The sequence below is a fragment of the Pseudidiomarina terrestris genome, assembly GCF_030466375.1.
GTDB classification, from domain to species: Bacteria; Pseudomonadota; Gammaproteobacteria; order Enterobacterales; family Alteromonadaceae; genus Pseudidiomarina; species Pseudidiomarina terrestris.
Genome location: NZ_JAGGJE010000001.1, coordinates 1,289,533 through 1,311,475, shown reverse-complemented (window position 1 = coordinate 1,311,475; position 21,943 = coordinate 1,289,533). Strand labels below are relative to the sequence as shown.

Sequence of the window (21,943 nt, the reverse complement as noted above, 5' to 3'; positions counted from 1 at the left end):
TTTTTATTAAGGTTCGTTTGTGAGTTCTTGCGCAATTTTTATGACTCGCGACTGGTTAAGAGTGTACCTGCGCATTATCCATGCAACAAGTAATGATGCGATCGCGGGCAGCACAGTAAAAGCGACGAGTATTCCAAATTGAGTGTGTTCGGTTTGCATTTGACCGGCCTGGTAGTTGTAAAACGCCAGCCACCAGCCGGCGATGGCGCCACCAAGTGCAATACCTATTTTTATGAAGAACACCACTGAGGAATACACCAGCCCGGTGGCACGGATTCCCGACTGGCGTTGGCCAAAATCGACAACATCAGCAATTTTCGCCCACAACATTGGGGTGGCCATTTGTAAGAAGAAGCTCCACAAAAAATACAGAGCAAATGCCAGCACCAGCTGATCAGGGCGCACCCAGAATGCGGCGACCGACATAAGTGCTGCAATGATCTGCAGTGCTTTATAGGCAATCACTTTATCGACCCGACGTGTGAGTGGGTTGGCCACTGCACACCCCAGGATATTGCCAACCATGCCTAAAGAAATAAAGGCGGTAATCAAGTCTTCGCGCAACAGGTAGTACTTCACATAGTAAATGGCAAGGGTATTTTTAATAGCGATGCCAATGAGCAACACCACGGCCACGATCGCCAGCGTGCGTAAGGCATCGTTGCGCCATAGGTTGCGCAGCCCCGAGCCCAGTGTCAGGTGTTGTGTCGCAGGCGGTTGAACGCGTTCCTTAGTGCCGGCAAAACAAAGCAAAAACAGCATCACGCCAAACACACTCATTGCCGTGATGGTGAGTTGATAGCCGAGCGCCCGGTCGCCTTGCCCGAAGAAGTCTACCAGCGGCAGGGTGAGCAGGGTGACGATAAGACCACCAAGCATGCCAAACACGAATCGATAAGATTGCACCGATACCCGTTCTTCGGGATCTTTGGTCAGTACGCCGCCAAGGGCCGAGTAGGGAATATTAATCGCAGTGTAAGCTAACATCAGCAGGGTGTAGGTGACATAGGCATAGATAACTTTGCCGGTGGCATTCAAATCTGGCGTGGTAAAAGCAAGAATACTGCAGACGGCAAAGGGAATGACCAGCCACAGCAGGTAGGGTCGAAACTGACCGAAGCGAGTGCGGGTTTTATCAGCCAGCAGTCCCATCATGGGATCGGTAATGGCGTCAATCAGCCGCACCACCAGAAACATGGTACCGACCGTCGCCGCAGAGATACCAAAAATGTCAGTATAGAAAAATGCTAAAAACAGCATTACGGTTTGGAAAATCAGATTGCTTGCTGTATCGCCTAAACCGTAAGCCACTTTTTCGCGGCGAGAAATCATAACGCCTCCACAGCGGGTAACTGTGTTTTTCGTTGCAGCCAGAAAGTCTGTAAAGCTAATGCACTGGACTTTAATATACGTTGTTGGGTGTCAAAGTCTACATAGACGATGCCAAAGCGCTTACTGTAGCCTTCGGCCCACTCAAAATTATCCAGCAGGCTCCAGGCAAAGTAGCCATTAATAGTCACGCCGGCTTCAATACAATCATGCACCGCCAACAGGTGCTGCTGATAGTAATCAATACGGGCAGCATCGTCGACTTGGTTATCTCTCACTTCATCAGGGAAGGCTGCGCCATTCTCAGTGATGTAGATCGGCGGTAGATTGGCAAAGCGTTGATTCAGGTCAGTTAGGATTTCGGTTAACCCTTGCGGGTAGATTTCCCAGCCCATCGAGGTGAGCGGTGGCGCTTGCGGCGGCACGTCTGAAAACCAATCATTCTTCTCGCGAAATACCGTACGCGTATAGTAGTTCACGCCAAGGAAGTCGAGGCTCTGGCCAATAGTTGCCATATCATCCGCTGCGATATCTGGTCGATCAGCTTCTGGTAGTTGGTTGAGCAAGTCAGGGTAGCTTGCCTCTAACAGTGGCTGCAAATACCAGAGATTATGGTACTGGTGCGCCTGTAGAGCGGCCTGACGGTCGGCTTCGCTATCGCTCGCGGGGTGACAGGGACTAAAATTCAGTACGATACCATGCAGAGCTTGCGGTGCATGTCGGCGTAAAACAGGCATCGCCAGTCCGTGAGCAAGCAGCAGATGGTGCGCAGCCTGACGACCTTCCCGGCGGTTTTTATGCCCGGGCGCGTGAATGCCGGCCTCATAACTTAAATAGGCACTGCAGAAAGGTTCGTTGATGGTGGCGTAACTTGCCACTTTATTACCCAGCGCCCGGCCGACGATATCAGCGTACTCGGCAAAGCGATACGCGGTATCACGATTGAGCCAGCCGCCCTGGTCCTCGAGATATTGTGGCAAGTCCCAGTGATATAAAGTCACATGGGCCTGAATGCCGTTAGCGAGCAGGGCATCCACCAGATCGATATAAAACTGTAAGCCCTGACGATTCACCGAGCCGTCGGCGTTAATAACCCGTCCCCAGGCAATGGAAAAGCGATAGGCATCGACGCCCAGTTCAGTAATAATATCCAGGTCTTGTCGCCAGTACTTGACGTGCTGGCAGGCATGAAGACCATCGGATCCATCTTTAATCCGGCCTGGCTCGGCGCAAAAAGTGTCCCAGATACTGGGCGCACGCTGGTCCGCCGCACCTTCAATCTGGAAAGATGAGGTCGCAACCCCAAACAGGAAGTCGCTGGATAGCAGCTTGGAATGCTTCGGTAAGCTTATTTTAGTCATAAACGTCTTATTCTCGGTTGCCGAAGAGTTTCCGCCAAAGGATTGCGATTAAACTCAATTATGCTATAAATGAAAGCGCTTTCATCATAGGCTATTAAACAAGCTATCGTCAAAAAATAATAAAGATTGAGGCCGTTATGACCCAACAGACAACAAATTATCGGTTCGCGCTGACAGCGTTAACCTCATTGTTCTTCATGTGGGGATTTATTACCTGCATGAACGATATTCTTATTCCATACCTGCGGCTGCTGTTTGATCTGAATTATGCGCAGTCGATGTTGATCCAATTCTGTTTCTTTGGTGCTTATTTTATTGTCTCGGTGCCGGCGGGCCACTTGATCGGTAAGATTGGTTACAAGTCGGGTATTGTTACCGGACTGATGATTTCTGGCGCCGGGTGTGTGCTGTTTTACCCGGCCGCGCAAGCGGAAGTTTACGGATTGTTCCTGTTGGCACTGTTCGTACTGGCATCAGGGATTACCATTTTACAGGTAGCGGCAAACCCTTATGTAACTGTACTTGGCGACTCACGCACAGCATCCAGTCGCTTAACCATGACCCAAGCCTTCAACTCCCTGGGAACGACGGTCGCCCCATTCTTTGGTGCCTGGCTGATTTTTGGCGGTGTGGCAGATCCAGAGGTGACTGGCGTGTCGAAAGATACCGTTAGCCTGCCATACTTCATCCTTGCCGGCACCTTAGTGCTGATGGCCTTTATTTTTATGCGTCTGAAGTTGCCTAATATGGGCAAAGTCGACCCAACCGAATACATTCCAAGTGACGCCAAAGCCTGGAAGCAAAAGCATCTTATGTTGGGCGCAGTGGGTATTTTTGTTTATGTCGGGGCGGAAGTTGGCATTGGCAGTTTCCTCGCTATGTACATTGCCGAGCCGAGCATCGGTGACATGAGTATGTCAAAAGCATCGCATTATATTTCCTGGTACTTCGGTGGCGCTATGGTCGGCCGCTTCCTGGGGGCTGCGGTGATGCAAAAAATTAGTGGTAACCGGGTACTCGCTTTCAATGCGGTTGCTGCGGTGCTCTTAGTCGCAACCACCATGCTGAGCTCAGGCGCACTGGCCATGTGGTCGCTGTTGTTTGTTGGTTTGTGCAACTCGATTATGTTCCCGACTATCTTCAGCCTGGCGTTACAGGATCTTAAGCAATGTCGCGGGCAGGGCTCGGGCATTTTATGTCTGGCCATCGTTGGCGGGGCAATCGTACCCCTGATTCAGGGTTTCCTCGCTGATCGTGTTGGCATTCAGATGGCCTTCATCGTGCCGCTGGTGTGCTATGTCTACATTGCTTATTATGGCATGAGCGGTTATCGGCCGCGTGCATCACAAATGACGCAGGAGGCAGCTAATGCAGCAGAGTAAATTACCAAAGAAGATGCTGGCGACTTGCATCGCGTTAGCGTTAATGGGATGCACAGAGGTCGCCACTGACACCACGCAAGACTCAGGTGCAGAGCAGGTAAAAGCACCGATCTGGCCGGCCATTGCCTCACCGGTTGCGCTAGATCCAGCCATCGAGCAGCGAATCACGGAGCTGCTCGCCGAGATGACCCTGGAGCAAAAAGTTGCACAGATGATTCAGCCGGAAATTCGCGATATTAGCGTCGAGGACATGCGCCGTTACGGCTTTGGTTCCTACTTGAATGGCGGTGGTGCATTTCCGAATAATGATAAATACGCCACGCCGCAGGACTGGATTGCTTTGGCAGAATCCATGTACCAGGCCTCGGTAGATGACAGTCAGGACGGCTCAACTATTCCGACCATGTGGGGCACTGATGCTGTGCACGGTCACAATAATGTGATTGGCGCGACTATTTTTCCACACAATATTGGTTTAGGGGCAGCAAATAATCCTGAACTGATTGAGCAAATTGCGGCAGTGACAGCTAGGGAAGTCATGGTCACAGGTATCGACTGGGTATTTGCTCCGACGGTTGCTGCAGCGCAAAACCTGCGTTGGGGCCGAACCTACGAGAGCTACTCAGAGAATCCAGCTATCGTGCGTGACTATGCGGCCGCCATTGTCCGGGGCTTGCAGGGTACACCCGGCGAGAACTTCCTTAGTGAGCAACATGTTATCAGTACCGTTAAGCATTTCGTGGGTGACGGTGGTACCACTGATGGTATCGATCAGGGCAACACCGAAGTGGATGAAGAAACCCTTTCGCGGGTGCATGCCCAAGGCTATGTCGGTGGCCTGGAAGCTGGCGCGCAAACAGTAATGGCGAGCTTCAACAGCTGGAACGGTGAAAAAATTCACGGCAGTGAGTATTTATTGACGGATGTGCTCAAGCAGAAGATGGGCTTTGATGGCTTTGTCGTTGGTGACTGGAACGGTCACGGGCAAATTCCAGGCTGTAGTAATCATGACTGTCCACAGGCCGCAAATGCTGGTCTGGACGTTTACATGGTGCCGACCGGGGCGTGGAAGCCGTTGTACGAAAATCTGGTGCAACAGGTGCGGGACGGTATTATTCCGCAGACCCGGGTGGATGACGCAGTGCGTCGAATTTTGCGGGTGAAAATGCGCGCGGGTTTATTTAATAAGCCGAGCCCGGCACAGCGGCCTTTGGCGGGCAAAACAGAACTTATTGGTAGCGATGCGCACCGTGCCATTGCCCGTGATGCAGTCCGCCAGTCGCTGGTTCTCCTGAAAAATAACGGACAGTTGCTGCCACTTAATCCCAGCCAGCATATTCTGGTAGCAGGCTCTGGTGCCGATAACATCGGTCAGCAGTCCGGCGGTTGGACCATCAGCTGGCAGGGCACTGGCAACACCAATGCCGACTTTCCTGGTGGAACTTCAATCTATGCAGGTATCGCTGAGCAGGTAGAGCAGGCGGGCGGCAAAGCTGTTTTAGCGCCGACAGGCACATATCAGGACCAACCCGACGTTGCCGTGGTAGTGTTTGGTGAAGAACCTTATGCCGAGGGCAATGGTGATATTGCAAATCTTGATTATCAACGCGGCAACGCAACGGATTTAGCCTTACTACAGCAATTGCAAGCCGATGGCATCCCGGTGGTAGCCTTGTTTATCAGTGGCCGCCCAATGTGGGTCAATCCGGAACTGAACGCCGCTGATGCCTTTATGGCAATCTGGCTGCCGGGCAGTGAGGGTGCAGGTGTTGCAGATGTTATCTTGCGCAATGCTGCGGGCGAGATTCAATATCCGGTGCAAGGGAAGCTTCCTTTTTCCTGGCCCGCTCATCCAGCACAGGCGGATCGTCGTTCAGTGAGTACCGACAACCCACCTTTATTACCGCAAGGTTTTGGTCTGGCCTACGGTGAAGAAAATGTACTTACTGACCAACTACCTGTGCAAACGGGTAACTCGGACGGCACGGTGAGTCTTGCCATCTTTGATCGAGCGCCGCAATCGCCATGGTTGATTGAGTTACGTAGTGGCGGTGAGCGCGATATCGTGGAAAGTAGTATCCAGCAATTGGGCACCATCCGTACCCAGACGTTTGACGACCAGGTACAGGAAGATGCGCGAACCATGCAATTTTCTGGTGAAGGTGTTGCAGCGTTTAACTTTGTCAGTCCATTCCCACGGGATTTGCGCGCCTATGCTGAGCAGGACAGCGCTTTAGCTGTTACCCTTCGGCTTGACTCGGAAGTTCCTGAAGATGCGGCCCTGACGCTGTTCTGTGGCGAAAACTGCGGGATCCACGCGCCTGTTGCGCAACACTTAAAGCAACTGAGTTCAGGTGAGTGGGCGACGCTTAACTTCAATGTGCAGTGCTTACAGGATCTTGGTCTGGATATGGCCAAAGTAAGCGGCATATTTGGCTTAGAGTCGGCTCAGCCATGGACCCTGAGCTTTAATGACGTGCGTCTGGTGCCAAGCGCTACTACTGACAGTATTTGTTTGTAAGCTTTTTTTAGATTTTCTCTCTCCCCAAAAAAAAGCCTGCTTGCGCAGGCTTTTTCCTTAGTTCCAGGGTCGTTTCTTTCGTTTCAGGTTTGCTCAAACCTGTGTCCAGATCCCCATCAGAAGCTATATCTAGCTCCCAGTGAGTACCGTGGACCATACTGACGGGCGAAGAGGAACTGTTCTTCATACCGTCCGTATCCTTGCTCAGTCTCATTGTTCAGGTTGATACCTTCAAAGAAGACCGTAAAGCGATCCGTGATGTCGTAATTCACACTCATGTCCCACTGACCGTATTCACGGGCATATTGCGGTGGAGCATCAGCTGAACCCTGGGCTTGGCCCACACCGATCAGGTAGCTGTCACGCCATGCATAGGTGATTTTTACTGAGAAGCCATGCTTCTCGTAGAACGCCTGGAAGTTTGCTGAATCGCTCAAACCGGTAAGCGGTGCTTGTTGAGTCAGGCTGTCCGTATCAAACTTAACATCGCCGTCGACGACAGTTGCGTTAACACCTAAACCAAAACCACTGTCCCAGAACACGTGTTGAACCGCCATTTCGAAACCATCGACCATTTTGCTGTCAGTATTACTTGGTTGCGTAATGTTCCAGACAATTAAAGGGTCGTCAGCATTTGGCTCGATGACACCTTCGCCGTTACCAAAACCAAGCGCCAGCATTTCTTCAAAAATAGCTGTACTGGTCGCCTGCTCATTGCGCGCTTCCAACGATGCAATCGCTTCCTGGTAGCGAGGCCCCTGGAAGATGTCACGCAAACCATCAATAGTGGTTTCAGTAATGGTGTTCTGAATGAAGTTATCTACGTCTTTCCGGAAGTAACCAATGGACGCGTAGCTTGCTTCGCCATAATAGTATTCAAGAGACAGATCAAAGTTAGTGGACTCGTACGGCAACAAGTTGGTGTTACCCTGACCACCCACGCGTGCACCTGGCTTCGGACTGCCACTTAGGGAGCGGCCACCGGCTAACGCTCCCAGAGGCGCGCGGGTGATCGACTTGCCGTAAGAGAAGCGGCCGATAACATCAGGTGCCAGTTCAACTTTAAGGTCAAACATCGGCAAAAAGACGTCGTGCTCGCCAGTGAGTGTCAAGAAGCTGGCCTGATCTTCAGGCTCGTACTGCATAATCCATTCTGAAGCACTGACCCAATTGACCTGACGCTCAACACGTTGCTTGGTGGAACTGGAAACATCGGTTTGCTCGTAACGGACACCTACATTTAACTGCGAGTAATAGCCAGCGATTTCAAAATCCCAATCGGACTGGATAAAGATGGCATCCGTGACTTCATTAACACCGGCTTGGCTATCGATACCGTTGCTAAACGGATCTGCCAGGTAAGCGTCGCTGCCCATCAACTCCTCGGTTAGGTAGGCGCGTTGGCGCGCAACCGCTTCATCGAAGTCGTAGGTGTAGTAGTAGTTGGTTAATAAATCGCTGCCACCACCAGCAAACTGGTCCAGAAAATCCCCGGTGCCGTTGCGGGTGAACATGCCATCAGGGAAGATAAAGGCAAAGGCTGGATTGAATCCTGGCCCACCTTCCAAGCCGCTCCACGCCGTATAGCCGCCAAAGGTCTGGTCGGTCCGTGACAGGCCAGCGGTAATTTTGACTAAAGGAAGATCAAAAGTGCCATTGTTAAACCATTCCGATTTGAACTGGTACTGTTTTACCGTTGATTCGCCTGGACGACGGAAAAACTGGCTAAAGTTTGAATCAATTTCACTCGGCATCAGTTCGTTGGTACCGTTGGCCCAGTTGATCAGAATTTGTGGGATCTCGCCGTTACGATAGTCGTAAATTTTTGAGTTCAGTTGATCTGAGCCTAAAATGACCTGGCCAAAGAAGTTGCTGCCGGGATCGACGCCGTCATCGGTTTCATTACTTGAATCATGCACATCGAACCAGAGTTTTAAGTCATTGTTGACGTCATAGGTAATGTTCAGGCCAATGGACTCAGCTTTGACTTCGGTAGTGCCTTTTTCTGCGGTAAAGGAACCGTCATTACCGGAGATATCCGCGTAAAGTGCTGTACCGTTCTCATCCAGTTCGTAGGAGTTGATGTTGCCACCGAACTCATTCCAAATGCCCCAACCGAAGGCAGTGCGTCCGGTAACTGAGCGGCTGGCAGTGTAGTCAGCGGTGATCATGAGATCGCGGATAGGGGCAAATTGTAAGGTCAGCTGACCGTTGGTACGTTCCTGGCTGAGATCTTCAATGCCGTAGTTCATGTCTTTCGGGAAAAAGTGATTGCCGATGCGGTTACCTTCCTCATCGACTGGACGAGGGTCAATGAATTCACCCTCAGCCAGATCAGGTAAACCTACGTTCGCCTGCCAACCTTGAACGTTCGCGCGCTGGACTTGAAAGTCGCGACGGTAGTTGGAGAAGGAGAAGGCCACACCAAAGGTGTCATCAGCAAAGCTGTTGCTGTAGACCGCGGCAATTTCCGGGGTGATGTCGTCACCTTTTTCGACCGAGGTGTCGTGCATACCTTTGGCCATAATCGAGAAAGCTTCACCAGAGCGGGCGAGTGGGCGAGTGGTGACGATATTCACCGTAGCACCCAAACCGCCACTTGGTAACGCAGCACGCGCTGTCTTATACACTTCAAGCGCACTGACACCCTCTGACGAGAGGTTTTCCAGATTGTAAGAGCGGGTGTTACCGGTTCCCGGCATTTGCCGGCCATTTAAGGTGATCAGGTTAAATTCAGGACCGAAACCACGCACGGTGATCTGGCTGCCTTCACCATTGACCCGGCTGACCGATACACCGGTGATGCGTTGTAACGATTCGGCCAGGTTGGTGTCAGGGAACTTACCCATTTCTTCGGCGCTAATGGCGTCAACGACGCCACTGCTGTTGCGTTTGAAATCAGCTGAACGAGCTAAGCTGCCGCGAATACCGCGTACCTGGATGACTTCTACCGAATCCTCCTGATTGGCTTGCTGCTCGGACTGCTGTTGTTGGGTCTGCTCTTGCTCAGTGTTTTGAGCGTTGTCCTGTGCATAGACGGGCGCAATTAAACCGGCTGAGAGTACCAGAGAGACTGCTGCAGCGACCGGACTTTTCATAAACGTAATGGTTTTCATAATTATTTTATTCCGTTTCTGTTGTCGTACGCGTTAAAAGTTCGCAATTTCTACGTTATCGATCTGATACACCACGCCCTGGCCGGTACCCCATGCAGGGAAGACCATGATGACATTGAGATCACTGATATCGAGACCCGCATCAAAGAGCTCTTGCAGCGGGAAGTTATAACGCGCCCATTCACCCACCACTGGTGGTTGGTCGTAATTACCAGAAGCCAGAGGTAATTCTACCGCAGTCGCTGCGCCAGTTGATTCCACTTTAAAGAACCAATCCGTTGCACCGCCACTCGGTGGGGTGACAATACGCATATCGAAGCTAACGGCACCGTTGGCAAGTAGTGCTGAGGCATCAAAAGAAACACCTTCATCGGCGAGGAAACCCAGTACAGTTTCAGGCCAGCCAGGAATTTCAAATTGTGCGACGGAACCGTAGGGTGCACCAGCATCCACGACTTGTGGCGTGCTACCGGCACAGCAATCCCATAATGACCAGCCTGACACGATGTTATTTTCGAAGACGGTCAAACCATCGTTGCCAGCACTTGGGTTATAGATGCGAGCTTCATCGACACGATAAACTGCACCATCGCCCGTGCCCCAGGCAGGGAAGATCATAATGACATCGATTGCTGACACATCCAGACCCAGATCGGTCAATGTCTGCAGTGGGAAGGTATAGGTGGTCCACTCGCCGGTTACAGGAGCTACGCCAGCGTTACCTGTCGCCAAGTCAACTTCAACTGCAGTTGTGGCGCCATCTGACTCAATTTTAAACTTCCATACGGAGTCCGAAGCTGGAGCACTTACGACTTTCATGTCGAATTGCACCACACCTTCAATTTGAATCGCTGAAGCATCGAATTGGACACCACTGCCATCGACAGGCTTAAAGCCCATAACTGTCGGCGTAGCACCGATAGAGAACTCTGCTACCGGGCCGCGTTCGTCGTCAGCCACGACACCAGGAGTGGTGCCGCCACAGCAATCCCAGAGTGGCCATTCTGGATTTTCAGCATCACCAAATAAGACCAACTCAGGTGAGGGGCCTTCTGGAGCCGCGATTTCGACGTTAGTTAACAAGTACTCAGCGCCCTCACCGGTGCCCCACGCTGGAAACACCATGATGACGTCAATGGCAGACACATCAAGACCTGCATCTGAAAGCATCTGTAGCGGGTAAGTAAAGGTTTGCCATTCACCAGCGACCGGTGAGACGCCTTCGCTACTCGCTGACATAGGCAGTTCAGCAAAGGTTGAACCTTCATTACTTTCGACCTTAACTAACCAGGTCGAGTCCGCATTGATAGGTTGTGAAACGACCTTCATATCAAAACTGACTGCGCCGGTTTCCAGAATAGGAGAGGCATCAAATGGAGAAGGTGTGCCGTTCGGATCTGTAATGAACGCCGCTCGACTAATAAAGCCGTTCACCGTAGGTGCAGCGCCGACAACAAATTTGTACGCGTCGCCTTTTTCCGCATCGGAAACAATTTCCGGAGTCGAACCGCCACAGCAATCCCAGGCTGGCCAATTTGGATTTGGCGTGCCATCGAAGATAGTTAAGTTACGGGCTACCCCGTCCGAAGGTGGTGAAGGAATAGGAGCTTCGCCCTCAACCAGGGTTTCTTCGTCTTTGTAACCTGCGCGGATGGTCTCACAGCCACGTCCGGTATTTGGATTCTGCGCACATTCGTAAACGCGAACGTAATCAATTTCAAAAGTCTGACCGTTGGCAAAGGCTTCTGCGTTGACACCCAGGTTATTGGTGTTTTCAGGCCAGGTTCCGCCCACCGCCAGGTTCATAATCAAATGAAAGCGCTGGTCAAAGGGAGCAGCATCGTAAACGGTCTCTAATTCGCCCGTTGCCTGGTTAAAGAATTCAGCAAACCAGCCACGATGACGTAGCCCGATTGCCTCGCCTTTACTGTTGTAGCGAACCTGCGATGCCATTTGCGTCTGATAGAGGTAGCCATCAACATACCAGCGGATTTCGCCTTCTTGCCATTCAATCGTATAGGTATGGAAGTCATCTGCTGGATTCGCATTGCCTGGCAATGCATAAGCTTTACCAGAGGAGGAATTGTTCGGCGCATCGCGGCCATAATGCAGCGTTCCATACACATGGGACTCGACATTGCCTTCAGCGTCTTCGGTTTTCAGGTTCACCGCTTCAACAATGTCGATTTCGCCAGACTTAGGCCAGCCACCGTAAACTTCATCGGTTGGGAACATCCACACTGCAGGCCAGGAACCTTGGCCAAATGGCATTTTCGCCCGCACTTCAATGCGACCGTAGGTGAAATCACCTTTGTATTTGCTATTCAGGCGCGCTGACGTATAAGGTTTTTCTGCACCTTCTTCGGCGGGCAGGGCGACGATTTTCAGCGTACCATCGGTTACGAACGCATTATCAGTACTGTCAGTGTAACACTGCTGCTCCTGATTCCCGCCACCCTGGCAATTCACCTCAAAATTCCATTTGTTTTCATTTACAGAGCTACCGGAAAATTCATCACTCCATACCAACTGCCAGTCACTGACCGGTGCCGTCGTGTCAACCGCATCGAAGTCCGAATTGGTTTTTACATCGCCACCACCGCAGCCAACAAGGCCAAGCGTTACAAAGAGAGCCGCTAGGGGACTCTTTTTTATTCTTATGTTGTGCATAACTGAGTTCCTGATTGTTTACTCGCGTTGTTCTATTGTTGTTCTCAAATCGTCACGCCGAAGCTTACGAGATGCTATAATGTAAGCGCTTTCATACCTTAGAACAAGAACTTCTGAGCGTCAATCACCTCTGCTTAAAAACTGCACATTGAATTACTAACTTATTGATTTAAAGATATTATAGGTTTTCTTGCCAGGCGAGGGTGGTATCCAGCATGCGCTGACTAAAGCCCCATTCGTTATCGTACCAGGCCATAACCTTAACCAGGCGCCCGCTAACCCGTGTCTGCTGGGTGTCAAATACCGAAGAGCTCGGGTTATGGTTAAAGTCGATCGAGACCAAGGGCAGCTCATTGATACTGAGGACATGAGCTAACGGTTGCTGCTGCGCGGCAGTGCAAATGATGTCATTTACTTCCGCAACTGAGGTGGCGCGGGAGGCGATAAAGGATAAGTCCACCAACGACACATTAGGCGTTGGCACCCGTACTGCCAGTCCTTCGAAACGCCCTTGCAACTCTGGAATCACTAGCCCTACCGCACTGGCAGCACCGGTTTTTGATGGGATCATGGAGCTGGCGGCGGCACGCGCACGCTGTGGGTCACTGTGATAGGCGTCAAGCAGGCTCTGATCATTGGTGTACGCGTGAATCGTGGTCATTACCCCGGATTCAATACCTAAGTGCTGGTGCAGAGGTTGCGCAACAGGGGCAAGGCAATTTGTGGTGCAAGAAGCATTAGAGACGATCGTCATCTCGCTCGTCAACTGCTGGTGATTAACGCCGTAGACGATGGTGGCATCAGCGTCTTTCGCCGGCGCTGAAATTAAAACGCGCTGAGCTCCAGCACGCAGATGGCCAGCGGCACGTTCGCGATCGGTAAATAAGCCGGTGCATTCAAACACCACATCAACGTCAAGTTCTGCCCAGGGGAGTTGCGCAGGATCTCGTTCGCTATATAACGGGATGGCGATGGTGTCGATCAACAAACGGCTGGCGTGAGTACTGATGTCGGCCGGGAAGATACCATGCACGGAGTCAAATTTAAGTAAGTGAGCGTGGATCGCCGGATCACCAAGGTCGTTAATAGCGACAATTTCGATCTCGTCATCCAGTTTTCGCTCAAACCAGGCCCGCAGAATATTTTTGCCAATACGACCAAAGCCATTGATGGCGACACGAATAGTCATAACACGTCCTTATTTGATTAAGTGCGAAGGTTGCGATGGAATTTGTGTAATAAAATTACATCTAGAGCGCAAATGATCAAGAGTTAAGGACGCAAAATGTAAAATAATTACATTACGGGTGGCTAGCTTTGCCAAACCGGGAGTCGCGCAAACTCTCTTTAATAAGACGCAATTTGTCGCGAAAGTCGGGACCGCGGCGTAGGGTATAGCCGGTAATCAGGACGTCGATTAGCACCAGTTGCGCGATTCGCGAAGCCATGGGCATGTACACGTCAGTATCTTCCGGGACCTGCGTCGAGAGAACCATTTCACACTCATCAGCCAGTGGGCTGGGGAACGCAGTAATACCGAGCACCTTGGCTTTGGTTTGTCGGGCAATGGCGGCAATCTCGCAAAGGGCTTTGGTACGCCCCGTATGGCTGATAAAAACAATCACATCCCCCGGACCGGAATTGATGGCAGCCATACGTTGCATCAGTACATCGTCAGAAAACATCACCGGGGTGTCAAATCGCAAAAACTTATTTTGTGCATCATGGGCGACGGAAGCTGATGCACCCAAGCCGAAGAAAGAAATCTTTTTGGCCTGGCTAAGAGCCTCAATGGCTTGCTCTAATGTCTCGATGTCGATGTGCTTGCGGGTCACATTTAAGGCGGCCATGGTGGATTCGAAGATCTTACCCGTGAAATCCTCGATACTGTCATCTTGCTCCACGTGCCGGTTTACAAAGGGCGTCCCTTTAACCAGACTTTGGGCCAGCTGGAGTTTGAAATCTGGATAACCTTTGGCGCCCAGGGTACGGCAAAAGCGGTTCACTGTGGGCTCACTAACGTCAGCCAGCTGCGCCAATGTCGCTATACTCTTGTGAATGGCGCCGTGTGGGTCTGCTAAAATGACATCAGCGACTTTGCGCTCAGACTTGCTTAACGAAGCAACTTCACTGTGCAATTTCTCAAGTAGGTTCATATTCGGTGGTCCAGATTATTTTTGTAATTTAATTACATTTATTGGATTTATCTAAGATTCACTGTTAGCATCCTAGCTGATTTGTTGCAAAATTACATAAGCAAGAGGCAAATAATGACAACAGCCGCTGAATGTTGCGACCTTATACTGTTTGGTTCTCTCGGCGATCTGGCGCGGCGCAAGTTGCTGCCAGCGCTCTATCAACTCGAGAAGGCCGAACTATTGCATGCTGAATCGCGAATTATTGGTGTCGCTCGGGATGCTATGTCCGCTGAGGACTTTCGTGAACGAGTGCAGCAGAGTCTAAAAGAATTTGTAACTAAAGAACAAATAGATAATGAGGTTTGGCAACGATTTGCTAAAAAACTACATTATTGCGGCCTGGATTTAGCTGATCTCGAAGCCTATGACGATTTGGCCCAGCTCGTTACCCCAAACCAGCGCGCCCCCATTTGTTATTTTGCGACCCCACCGAGTCTGTTCCCGGTGATTTGCGACGGACTTGCCAGCATCAAACTGAACCAAGCGCCAACCCGCGTGGTGCTTGAAAAGCCTTTGGGTCATGATTTGGCGTCTTGCTGCAAAATAAATCAACACGTGGCGCGTTATTTTGATGAGTCGCAGGTGTACCGTATTGATCATTATCTGGGCAAAGAAACGGTGCTGAATCTTCTGGCCCTGCGCTTTGCCAACTCCATTTTTTCTGATCAGTGGAATCACAACACCATTGATCATATTCAGATCACGGCCGCCGAACAGGTAGGCGTAGAAGGGCGTTGGGGGTATTACGATGACGCCGGTCAATTACGTGACATGGTGCAAAACCACTTGCTGCAGGTGCTCTCATTAATTGCGATGGAGCCCCCGACACGACTGGACGCGGAGAGTATCCGTGAGGAAAAACTTAAGGTACTGAAATCACTACGGCCGATCACTCAGGCTAATGTCAATGAGGATACCGTTCGTGGTCAGTACGCTGCCGGCTTTGTTGGCGAGAACCGAGTGCCGGGTTATATGGAAGAAGAGGGCGCTGTGGGCAAGAGCTCAACGGAAACCTTTGTCGGCTTAAAAGTTCATATCGACAACTGGCGCTGGTCGGGTGTGCCTTTTTATCTGCGCACGGGTAAGCGTATGCCGCAGAAGCGTACCGAGGTCGTGATTACTTTCAAGCCACAACCCCATAATATTTTTCATGAAACGCTTAATCAGCTTCCTCCAAACCGTTTGATTATCCGCTTACAACCCGATGAAGGGGTGGAGATTCAAATGATGAACAAAGTGCCGGGATTGGGGAAACGGATGCAATTAAAGCCAACCACCCTGGATTTGAGCTTTTATGAAACCTTTGAAAACAAGCGTATCGCCGATGCTTACGAGCGGTTGTTGCTGGAGGCCATTGAAGGCAACCAGTATCTGTTTGTACATCGGGAAGAAGTGGAACATGCCTGGCGCTGGATTGACGGTATTCGGTCAGCGTGGACACAGTTGGAGAAAGCGCCAAAACCTTATGCGGCGGGTACCTGGGGGCCGGTGGCTTCGGTAACCTTAATGGCGCAGGACGGGCGCGAATGGGACGACGAATCATGACAGTAAGTACGCAACGCTTTGACTCGGACTCAGAGCTGGTGGATTATTTTAATCGTAAATTAAGGTTACAGCTCGAAACCGCGATTGCTGAACGCGGTCATGCCTACCTGGTGGTGTCCGGTGGACGCACGCCAATTCCCTTGTTTCAACGCTTAGCGACGCAGCAGTTGGCATGGCCACAGGTGACCATCGTGCTGGCGGACGAGCGCTGGCTGCCAGCGTCAGATGCGGCGAGCAACGAGCGACTGGTTCGCGAGCATTTACTGCAAGATCAGGCGGCGGCAGCAAATTTCGTGAGTTTGCTGACCAGCGCTGAGGACCCCTATCAAGCGGCGGCAGTCGTCAGCGATCGGCTGGCCGCATTGCCGACCTTTGATGCGGTCATTTTAGGCATGGGTGAAGACGGCCATACAGCGTCTTTATTTCCTGGCAGCGACGAGTTGCAGGAAGGTCTCACTACCGATGCTGCAGCGCTTGCGGTGACCCCGAAGCACGCGCCACACGCGCGTATGTCGATGAGCAAAAAACGCCTGTTGGACAGTCGTCAAATTTATTTTCATCTAAGTGGCGCAGCAAAAGCTGCGGTACTTGACCACGCTCTGGCTGAAGAAGACGTGGAGACGATGCCGGTGCGCGCGTTTTTGCACCAGCAACAGGTCCCTGTAGAAGTCCTGTTGGCATCGAGCTAATTCGTTAAGGAGTTTGTTATGCACGCGGTTATAGACCAGGTTACGCAACGCATCGAAGCACGCAGTGCCGCTGAACGCCAGCGCTATCTTGAAAAAGTCGCCCATGCGCGGCAGCAAGGCCCCCATCGTGGTGCCCTGTCTTGCGGTAATCTCGCTCACGGCTTCGCTGCCTGCGGGAAAGAGGATAAGGGCGGCTTACGCAGTCTGACGAAAGCTAATATTGGCATCGTAACGTCGTACAACGATATGCTTTCGGCGCACCAGCCGTATCACGATTATCCCGATAAACTTAAAGAAGCCATTCGTGCGGTGGGCAGTGTCGCCCAGGTTGCGGGCGGTGTGCCGGCGATGTGTGATGGTGTCACCCAAGGCCAGCCAGGCATGGAGCTGAGCCTGATCAGTCGTGATGTGATTGCAATGTCGACGGCGGTGAGTCTGTCACACAACATGTTCGATGGCGGCCTGATGCTCGGCATCTGTGACAAGATTGTGCCCGGCTTGCTCATTGCGGCGTTGAGTTTTGGCCACTTACCTTTTGTGTTCGTGCCGGCGGGGCCCATGCCTTCCGGCATCACCAATAAAGAAAAAGCTCGGGTACGCGAGCTTTATGCCGAAGGTAAAGTCAGTAAAGATGATTTACTGGAAGCCGAAGCGGCCTCTTACCATAGCCCCGGCACCTGTACCTTTTACGGCACCGCAAACTCCAACCAGCTGATTGTAGAAATTATGGGTCTGCAGCTGCCGGGTTCATCCTTTGTGAACCCTGGTTCTGGGTTACGAGAGGAGCTGACGCGGGTTGCGGCACAACAGGTAACACGGATCACCGATTTAGGTACCGATTATCAGCCGATCAGCTCTATCGTCACTGCGAAAAGTCTGGTCAATGGCATTGTCGGCCTGCTGGCAACAGGCGGCTCCACCAATCACACCATGCATTTGGTGGCCATTGCCCGAGCCGCAGGCTATATCATCGACTGGGATGATTTTGCCGAGCTTTCCAGTGTGACCCCTCTGGTGACACGTATTTATCCAAACGGTGACGCCGACATCAATCACTTCCAGCGTGCGGGTGGTATGGCGTACCTGATTCGTACCTTGCTTGATGCCGGACTATTACACGAAGATGTTGAAACCATCGCCGGGCCTGGCTTATCGCGTTACACCAAGAAACCAGAGTTGGTTGATGGCAAAGTGCAATGGGTTGCAGGTCCGGAAGAATCATTGGATAAAGATGTTTTGCGTAGTAGCGCGGATCCCTTTAGCGACCACGGTGGTTTGTCAGTATTGCAGGGCAACTTGGGCCGTGCAGTCATGAAAACTTCCGCGCTGCCAGAGGACCGCGTGAGTGTCACGGCGCCGGCGGTAGTAATGTCCAGTCAGCATGAGCTTGATGCAGCCTTTAAAGCTGGAGATTTAGATCGCGACTGCGTGGTGGTGGTGCGGTTCCAGGGGCCGAAGGCCATTGGCATGCCTGAGTTACACAAGCTAACCCCGCCGTTAGGCGTGTTGCAGCAGCGCGGCTACCGGGTGGCGCTGGTAACGGATGGTCGTATGTCCGGTGCTTCGGGTAAGGTACCTGCCGCCATTCATGTGACGCCCGAGGCGGTCGACGGCGGTCTGATCGGTAAAATAAAAGACGGCGACCTGGTTCGCGTTGACGCCGAAAGCGGCGCTCTTGAGTTATTGGTAGAAGCTCAGGAACTCGAGCAACGGCCGCAAGCTACACTGGATTTGAGTGGCAGCCATGAAGGCATGGGCCGTGAACTCTTTGGCGGTTTCCGCACTCAGTTCAGCGGTGCAGAGCAGGGCGCCTGTACTCTTTTCTCGGATACCTGAATCCAATACTACTATTAAAAAGTGACTCTTATGGTAACTGATACAACAGATATCAATATTGAGGGCTACGCGGTCGTCGCCGATATTGGTGGCACCAATGCCCGTTTTTGCCGAATTAATTTGGCGACCTTTGAGCTTGACCGCATTCAAGTGTTTGCCTGTGCTGATTATCCAACCCTGAACGAGGTTATGGAAGCCTATCGGGATGAACAGGACGTCGCGCTAGAGCATGTTGCTATCGCCATTGCTTGTCCGGTAGATTCGGATCAGATCGATATGACCAATCACCACTGGCAGTTTTCTATCCGTGGCGTACGCAAATCCATGGGCCTGAAAACCTTTATCGTGTTAAATGATTTTGCCGCCGCTGCGATGAGCCTGGTGACGCTCGAAGCAGATGAACTGAAACAGATCGGTGGGGGCAAAATAGATCCCAAAGCGCCCAAAGCAGTCTTGGGGGCCGGCACAGGGCTTGGTGTCGGACACCTGGTTCGACTGCCCGATGGCACCGTGATGCCACTTCCTGGCGAAGGAGGCCATGTCGATTGGGCTCCGACTAATGAGAAAGAGTGGGCGATTCACCGTTTTATTGGCAACCGTATTGGTCGTGTTTCAGCCGAAAGAGTCCTGTCGGGACCGGGTCTGGAAACGCTTTACCTCGCGCTAGCTGACTACCATGGACGTAATGTGGTGCCTCTGAGCGCGGCAAAAATCGGTCAACGCGCACTGAGCGGTATTGATACGCTGGCGGTAGAGACCGTGAATCAGTTTTTTGCCAGCCTCGGCAGTTTCGCCGGTAATTTGGCGCTGACCACCAATACCTACGGCGGTGTGTATATCGCCGGCGGCGTAGTGCCCAAGCTTATGGGGTTAATGGCAACTTCGAACTTCCGCGCTCGGTTTGAACACAAAGGGCGCTTCTGCAAAGTCGCAGAAGCTATTCCGTGCTTTGTTATCACTGCTGAATACGCCGGGTTACGCGGCGTTGGCCAATACCTCAAGCAAAGCTTACAGCAATCAAAAAAGGGTCAATTATGAGTTTTACCAACTGGACGTTAAGCCCCGATGAGCTCTTTAGCATGGGACCAGTGGTGCCGGTCATGGTTATTGAGCAACTCGAAGATACCTTGCCTATGGCACAAGCGTTGCTGGCCGCGGATATTAAAGTGTTAGAGGTCACCCTGCGCACACCGGTTGCGCTGGAAGCTATTCAGCTGCTGCGCGAGGAATTGCCTGACGCCCTGGTAGGCGCTGGCACTGTGACCACACCAGAGCAATTGCAAAGTGTCACAGCTGCGGGCGCGCAGTTTGCAATTAGCCCCGGTATCACTCGGGAGTTACTGGTTGCCGGAGCTGCGGGCTCAATTCCTTTGTTACCGGGGGTTGCGACCATTTCTGAACTGATGCAAGCGCACGGTTTGGGCTATCGCCATCTGAAATTTTTCCCGGCTGAAGCCGCAGGTGGCACTGCAATGCTCAAAGCCATCGCAGGCCCCTTTGCTGATGTTCAGTTTTGCCCAACGGGAGGCATTCACCAGAACAACTTTCGCGATTATCTGGCGCTACCGAACGTGCGCTGCGTGGGTGGCTCGTGGATTTTGCCAAAAACCGCTATTGCTGCGAAAAACTGGCCGGAAATCACTCGTCTCAGTCGCGCGGCCAGACCCTAATCAGCGTATAACTTGTTGCTTAGCGATTCGACAAGACCTTTATCGACATTAATTTTTGTGTGATTCTACGTCTATGGCGAACACAAAAAAGCAAAATAATTCGGCTAACCTACAACGCACCATCAGCTTCCCGATGCTGGTTTTATACGGCATGGGCACCATGGTGGGTGCAGGTTTTTTTGCTCTGGCGGGAAAAGTTGCCGGCGTAGCCGGCATGTATGCACCAGTGGCATTTGGGATAGCGGGGGCTTTGGCTCTTTTCAGTGCACTGGCCTTTGCCGAATTATCCTCCCGGCTGCCCCATGCCGGTGGCTCCGCACGTTATATTGAAGAGGCTTTTGGTAAGCAGTGGCTGTCGGCCGTGATTGGCTGGATGATCATTGCCACTGGCATAGTCTCATCCGCGACACTGACCGTTGCCACAGTAAGGTTTATTCAGGACTTTGTCAGCGTCCCCGAACAGTTGAGCTTGGTTTTGGTCGCCCTGCTGCTTGGCGGTATAGCGGCCTGGGGCGTGCGCATGGCGGTGGGTGTGGTGGTTGCTATCTCACTGCTGCAGATCGTAACGCTGCTCTACGTGGTTTTTGCTTCGCTTACAGGTCCTGATTCTGTGCACGTCGAGTGGACCGCAATCTGGCCGCCGCTTGAGACAACCGCCTGGGTTGGTGTTCTAAGTGCTGCCTTTCTGGCTTTCTACGCGTTCATCGGCTTTGAAGACATGGTGACCATGGCGGAGGAGGTACGGGACGTTCGGGAAAGTTTACCCGTGGCGCTGGTGTTCAGCCTGATCCTGGCGGCCCTGTTGTATATGAGTGTGAGTGCAGCCCTGGTGCTGACGATTTCACCTGAAACCCTGGCCGAAGCTAAAACACCACTGGCAGCCGCGGTTCAGCACCATGGCACACTGGCCGTAAGTGCCATCGGCGTGATCAGTATTCTCTCGGCAGTTAACAGTGCACTGGTGCAAATAATGATGGTGGCCCGTGTTGCTTATGGCATGGCGGACCGAAATTATGCGCCAAAGGTACTGGGGAAGGTCAGCAAACGCACACAGACACCTTGGCTGGCGACGGTGCTGGCGACTCTGATCATTGCATTATTTGCGGCTACGCTGGAATTGACGACCCTGGCGAACGCCACCAGTTTGGTGTTACTGGCAGTTTTTAGTGTGGTGAACTTTGCATTATGGTGGTTGAAAGGTCGTGATGGTAAGTCTAAGGGCAAGCATTTTAATTTGCCCAGAAGCGTTCCACTGTTTGGAGCACTGGTATCAGCGGCGGCGCTGCTATTCAAGCTGACGCAGATGTTATAAGTTTGCCCGTCTAAATTGCGTGCGATAGGCATAAAAAAAGGGACCCCGTGGGGTCCCTTTCTGATCGTGGCTTAAATTAAAGCGCTACGATGTTTTCTGCTTGTGGGCCTTTTGGACCTTGCGTAATCGTGAACGATACGTTTTGGCCTTCAGCAAGGGTTTTGAAACCACTGCTTGAGATTGCGCTAAAGTGTGCAAATACGTCTGCACCACCTTGCTGCTCAATAAAACCAAAACCTTTCGCTTCGTTAAACCACTTTACAACGCCAGTTACTGTATTAGACATAATGTTTATCCTGAAAATTTTTAAATAA

Annotated in this window: 15 protein-coding genes; 8 read left to right on the top strand and 7 right to left on the bottom strand. The window is 51.8% G+C overall.

Annotated elements, in window-relative coordinates:
- Positions 1–6: 6 nt before the first annotated feature.
- Together J6J28_RS06315 and J6J28_RS06310 are read right to left on the bottom strand one after the other, a co-directional pair.
- Complete coding sequence (locus J6J28_RS06315) at positions 7–1,332, bottom strand: glycoside-pentoside-hexuronide (GPH):cation symporter (RefSeq protein WP_301720485.1); 1,326 nt, start codon at positions 1,330–1,332, stop codon at positions 7–9.
- The gene (locus J6J28_RS06310) at positions 1,329–2,690 is read right to left on the bottom strand and encodes a GH1 family beta-glucosidase (protein WP_301720484.1); all 1,362 of its coding nucleotides are present in this window, start codon (positions 2,688–2,690) and stop codon (positions 1,329–1,331) included. The genes J6J28_RS06315 and J6J28_RS06310 overlap by 4 nt, the downstream gene beginning before the upstream one ends.
- Before the next feature lie 137 nt (positions 2,691–2,827).
- Here J6J28_RS06310 and J6J28_RS06305 point away from each other — a divergent pair, with 137 nt between their 5' ends.
- Together J6J28_RS06305 and J6J28_RS06300 are read left to right on the top strand one after the other, a co-directional pair.
- Positions 2,828–4,072 carry a sugar MFS transporter gene (locus J6J28_RS06305; RefSeq protein WP_301720483.1) on the top strand — a complete coding sequence of 415 codons (1,245 nt, stop codon included), beginning with the start codon at positions 2,828–2,830 and terminating at the stop codon, positions 4,070–4,072.
- Positions 4,059–6,593 carry a glycoside hydrolase family 3 protein gene (locus J6J28_RS06300; RefSeq protein ID WP_301720482.1) on the top strand — a complete coding sequence of 845 codons (2,535 nt, stop codon included), beginning with the start codon at positions 4,059–4,061 and terminating at the stop codon, positions 6,591–6,593. The genes J6J28_RS06305 and J6J28_RS06300 overlap by 14 nt, the downstream gene beginning before the upstream one ends.
- Before the next feature lie 116 nt (positions 6,594–6,709).
- Here the strand turns inward: J6J28_RS06300 and J6J28_RS06295 are convergent, their stop codons facing one another.
- The 4 genes from J6J28_RS06295 to hexR form a co-directional block, all read right to left on the bottom strand.
- The gene (locus J6J28_RS06295) at positions 6,710–9,709 is read right to left on the bottom strand and encodes a TonB-dependent receptor (RefSeq protein ID WP_301720481.1); all 3,000 of its coding nucleotides are present in this window, start codon (positions 9,707–9,709) and stop codon (positions 6,710–6,712) included.
- A gap of 33 nt (positions 9,710–9,742) precedes the next feature.
- A complete protein-coding gene (locus J6J28_RS06290; RefSeq protein WP_301720480.1) occupies positions 9,743–12,379 on the bottom strand; it encodes a glycoside hydrolase family 16 protein in 2,637 nt (878 codons plus the stop codon).
- Positions 12,380–12,557: 178 nt separating this feature from the next.
- The gene (gene gap / locus J6J28_RS06285) at positions 12,558–13,568 is read right to left on the bottom strand and encodes a type I glyceraldehyde-3-phosphate dehydrogenase (protein ID WP_301720479.1); all 1,011 of its coding nucleotides are present in this window, start codon (positions 13,566–13,568) and stop codon (positions 12,558–12,560) included.
- Between the two features lie 112 nt (positions 13,569–13,680).
- On the bottom strand, positions 13,681–14,535 hold the full coding sequence (gene hexR / locus J6J28_RS06280) for a transcriptional regulator HexR (protein ID WP_301720478.1): 855 nt from the start codon (positions 14,533–14,535) through the stop codon (positions 13,681–13,683).
- 114 nt (positions 14,536–14,649) lie between these two features.
- On the opposite strand from hexR, the gene zwf reads away from it, so the two are divergent.
- From zwf to J6J28_RS06250, 6 genes are all read left to right on the top strand, one after another.
- Positions 14,650–16,122 (top strand): glucose-6-phosphate dehydrogenase, encoded by a 1,473-nt coding sequence (gene zwf, locus J6J28_RS06275; protein WP_301720476.1) that lies wholly within the window; start codon positions 14,650–14,652, stop codon positions 16,120–16,122.
- On the top strand, positions 16,119–16,811 hold the full coding sequence (gene pgl, locus J6J28_RS06270; protein WP_301720475.1) for a 6-phosphogluconolactonase: 693 nt from the start codon (positions 16,119–16,121) through the stop codon (positions 16,809–16,811). The genes zwf and pgl overlap by 4 nt, the downstream gene beginning before the upstream one ends.
- Before the next feature lie 18 nt (positions 16,812–16,829).
- Complete coding sequence (gene edd / locus J6J28_RS06265; RefSeq protein ID WP_301720474.1) at positions 16,830–18,647, top strand: phosphogluconate dehydratase; 1,818 nt, start codon at positions 16,830–16,832, stop codon at positions 18,645–18,647.
- A 30-nt stretch (positions 18,648–18,677) separates the two neighbouring features.
- Entirely contained in the window at positions 18,678–19,685 is a 1,008-nt protein-coding gene (glk, locus tag J6J28_RS06260; RefSeq protein WP_301720473.1) for a glucokinase, read from the top strand.
- Complete coding sequence (locus tag J6J28_RS06255; RefSeq protein WP_301720472.1) at positions 19,682–20,317, top strand: bifunctional 4-hydroxy-2-oxoglutarate aldolase/2-dehydro-3-deoxy-phosphogluconate aldolase; 636 nt, start codon at positions 19,682–19,684, stop codon at positions 20,315–20,317. The genes glk and J6J28_RS06255 overlap by 4 nt, the downstream gene beginning before the upstream one ends.
- A 73-nt stretch (positions 20,318–20,390) precedes the next feature.
- Positions 20,391–21,629, top strand: a complete 1,239-nt coding sequence (locus tag J6J28_RS06250) for an APC family permease (RefSeq protein ID WP_301720471.1) — start codon at positions 20,391–20,393, stop codon at positions 21,627–21,629.
- A gap of 76 nt (positions 21,630–21,705) precedes the next feature.
- On the opposite strand, the gene J6J28_RS06245 is transcribed toward J6J28_RS06250, so the two are convergent.
- On the bottom strand, positions 21,706–21,915 hold the full coding sequence (locus tag J6J28_RS06245) for a cold-shock protein (protein WP_301720814.1): 210 nt from the start codon (positions 21,913–21,915) through the stop codon (positions 21,706–21,708).
- Between the last annotated feature and the right edge of the window lie 28 nt (positions 21,916–21,943).